Origin of the sequence: Halorhodospira abdelmalekii (assembly GCF_016583625.1) — a bacterium.
GTDB classification, from domain to species: domain Bacteria; phylum Pseudomonadota; class Gammaproteobacteria; order Nitrococcales; family Halorhodospiraceae; genus Halorhodospira; species Halorhodospira abdelmalekii.
Genome location: NZ_NRRN01000105.1, coordinates 1 through 2,389, shown reverse-complemented (window position 1 = coordinate 2,389; position 2,389 = coordinate 1). Strand labels below are relative to the sequence as shown.

The 2,389-nt window shown below is 62.7% G+C and carries 4 protein-coding genes; all 4 read right to left on the bottom strand.

Annotated features, from left to right (window positions below; translation table 11 throughout):
- The coding region (gene cas1 / locus CKO15_RS13505) for a CRISPR-associated endonuclease Cas1 (protein ID WP_200197305.1) at positions 1–857 on the bottom strand (857 nt) is incomplete at its 3' end.
- 82 nt (positions 858–939) lie between these two features.
- Positions 940–1,251, bottom strand: coding sequence for a CRISPR-associated endonuclease Cas2 (cas2, locus tag CKO15_RS13500; protein WP_200197303.1), 312 nt, complete (start codon positions 1,249–1,251; stop codon positions 940–942).
- The gene (locus CKO15_RS13495; RefSeq protein ID WP_200197297.1) at positions 1,244–2,047 is read right to left on the bottom strand and encodes a CRISPR-associated endonuclease Cas1; all 804 of its coding nucleotides are present in this window, start codon (positions 2,045–2,047) and stop codon (positions 1,244–1,246) included. Before CKO15_RS13495 ends, cas2 begins: the two co-directional genes overlap by 8 nt.
- An 11-nt stretch (positions 2,048–2,058) precedes the next feature.
- Entirely contained in the window at positions 2,059–2,340 is a 282-nt protein-coding gene (locus CKO15_RS13490) for a CRISPR-associated endonuclease Cas2 (RefSeq protein WP_200197295.1), read from the bottom strand.
- Positions 2,341–2,389 lie beyond the last annotated feature (49 nt).

Below are 2,389 nucleotides of genomic sequence, written 5' to 3'. Positions count from 1 at the left end.
GAAAAGAAGGTATGGCGTGCCGCCTTGCGCAGCCGGAAGCCCTCTTCCGGGGAGCCGCTGAAATCGTCGGTGCTCAGCGCTCTGGTCGAGAACAGATGCCAGGTCAATCGCTCGACCCGCGCACGAGCAATCTCGTTTAAATCACACGCCAGCGAGTCTCGTCCCCACGCCGGCTGATGCAGGAAGCCGATGGCCGGGTCGAGTCCGGCGGTCATGATCGCCCGGAGCGCATCGCCGTGCGCCAGGGTATAGCCGAGCGAGAGAAGGGCATTGACCGGATCGCGTGGCGGTCTGCGATTGCGGCCGTGAAAATTCAAGGAGTCCGGGAAGAGGGTAGCAAAACCGCGGAAAAAGGCAGCACTGCCCGCGCCCTCCAGACCACGCAGCTGCTCCAGTGATAGCGCTGGGTTGCGTGCTGCCGAGCGAGCGTTATCGATGGTCTGGCACGCTGACCACAGCGCGTGCCGACGATCAGGGCGCTGATGCGATGCGCAAGTGAGTAGTCGCTGCTGCCCTGCCAAGCGCAAGCGGACAAGGTTTCTGGCCCAGTAGGGATTGTTAGGGTCTGAGAGGGCGAGTTGGTACTGTCCCAGGCGGCGCGTTGCGTCGCCGTGAGTCTCTGCCCGCAGAAAGGTGCTGCGTTGCTGACCACGAGCCGGCATGAAGACGGCTCCGACCCCCGCCTCTCCGAGGCGGATTAAGACTTCGCTGGAAAGCTCGACCGGTCCGATGACCACAAGTCGCTCGATCAGGTTCAGCGGCACGGAGCGAGGCTTGCTGTCTGGTTCGCGAATCACCAGAGCCCGCTGGTTGTATTCGAGGCGGGTGCCGCGCCGATCAATACAGAGAGTGCCCAATGCTCTTTCCCCGATGGGTTACGTTGGGCAGTAGATTGGCAGAGGAATCGCCGCTCCAGCGACGTTGGCAACCTTGCCGCCTTTAATCCTCCGGAAACTGTTTTTTGAGCGTGAGCCCGGGGAGCAGCAGGCCATCGGGCACCGGCGGCGGGCCTTGATAGGTTGCTTGACCGCGCGGCTGGAGGGCATAGATGCGGATGTCGTCGACGCGCTCGTCGATCTCCTCGCGCAGCACTTCCGCCAAACGATCGCGGGCGCTGGGAACCAAGCGGCAGTAGAAGACACTGTATTGCAGCGCTACGCCCCACTTTCTCATCTGTCGATGCACTCGCCGCAGACGGCGAGGGTCGCGGATGTCGTAGCAGACGATATGGTCGATGGCGCGCTCACTCATCGGCGTCCTCACTGTCCTCGGTAACTTGCATCAGCTTCCAGCTGACGTGGTACTCGTTAGAGAGTGCACGTAGGTGGAGATGCAATTGACGGGGCATCGGGCTCGCCAGCTGCAGCTCTTGAAACTCTAAGCGTCGGCGCTCTTCCAGCGCGAGTGGTTGTTGACGACGCCAGCGCACAAAGCGCCATAGCAGCGGAATATAGAGGCACCGGTGCAGTTCGTGTTCTAAGCGCTGACCTTGGCCGGCGAGGGTGCGGCAGACAGGATGCCACCCGCAGCGATGGAGCTCCGCCTGCAGCCAGCATCGGAGATCTTCGCCGAGAGCCTCGATCTCGTGCGGCATCCAGTGCATGGGGCTCAGCTTCTTTAGATACTTCTCCATCCGTTTGCAAGCGGACTGAAAATCGCCCCGCGGTGTTTGGCGGAAGACGACGCTCCAAGCGTGCCGGCGTTGCGCATCGCGCCACCAGTGGTAAGGCCCCAGCCCGGTATGGTCGATCAGATCGGAGAGCTCCTGTACAGAATGACTCTGTGGTTCGGCGGCCGGCTGTAGCCATGCCCGTGTCTGTCCGTGGCCAGTTTGAAAGTGGATTACGGCCCCGGCTTGGGCTAGTGCGAGACAAGCACCAAGCAAGCCCTCTCCGCTGTGGCCACGAATCACCACGCGGCTGATGCGCACGATGGGGACGTATGTTGCTGCCCGGCCTGAGCGCTGTATCCGTAAGGCCGCCCCCTCGCAGCGCACGTCAACCTTTTCGGTATCGACGTAGAGGGTGCGCGGCTCTAGGCGGGACATCCTCTACCTCCCTAGCCGAAGTAGAAAAACTGCGGGTCGGCGGGTTCTTCAGCGGCACCGAGGGTCACCAGTGGCCGCCGCGGCTCTAGTGGCAGGAGGGCGAATTGGTCGACCTCCGTATCGAGCACCTCTGCCATCTCTAGGTGCAGCGCCTCGCACTCGGCCGGAGTCAGCCAGCACTCATAGGCCGACTTTTGACCGCCACTGGCGTAGCCTTTGACGACGCGCACCGCTTTAGCCAGCCGGCGCGGGCAGCGGACATCGTAGGCAGCGAGGTAGAGCTTGCGGGCCATGGTGTGCCCTCCACAGCAAGTGCTAGGGCCACAGGATGGCACCAAGCAC

Bases quoted from the DNA above. Each gene is read 5' to 3' on its own strand.
- CKO15_RS13495 (WP_200197297.1), bottom strand. From the start codon at position 2,047: ATGTCCCGCCTAGAGCCGCGCACCCTCTACGTCGATACCGAAAAGGTT.
- cas2 (WP_200197303.1), bottom strand. From the start codon at position 1,251: ATGAGTGAGCGCGCCATCGACCATATCGTCTGCTACGACATCCGCGAC.
- CKO15_RS13490 (WP_200197295.1), bottom strand. From the start codon at position 2,340: ATGGCCCGCAAGCTCTACCTCGCTGCCTACGATGTCCGCTGCCCGCGC.